Here is a 406-nt window from a genome sequence, read left to right on the forward strand (position 1 = left end):
GAGCCGTGCGCACAACCTTGACCGGATCGACGATACCCATGGCGATCATGTCGCCATATTCGCCGGTCTGGGCGTTGAAGCCGAACGTCGCGCCCTTGTTCTCAAGAATCTTGCCGGCAACGATCGATGCTTCCGCACCGGCGTTGGCCGCGATCTGGCGGGCCGGAGCCTGCAGCGCGCGACGCACGATGGCGATGCCCGCGGTCTGGTCGGAGTTGGCGCCACTGACAGTGATGCTCAGCGAAGCGCGCAGCAGTGCGACGCCGCCGCCGGGAACGATGCCTTCTTCGACGGCCGCGCGGGTCGCGTTGAGGGCGTCATCGACGCGGTCCTTCTTTTCCTTGACTTCCACTTCGGTCGCACCGCCGACGCGGATGACGGCAACGCCGCCCGCCAGCTTGGCGAG

At 66.7% G+C, this 406-nt stretch carries 1 protein-coding gene; it reads right to left on the reverse strand.

What is annotated here, in order from left to right:
- Positions 1–406, reverse strand: a 406-nt coding sequence (locus tag AC0L2X_RS32555) for a TCP-1/cpn60 chaperonin family protein (RefSeq protein ID WP_473601231.1), incomplete at both ends; no start/stop codon positions are given.

It is taken from the genome of Mesorhizobium sp. WSM4828, from assembly GCF_055811175.1.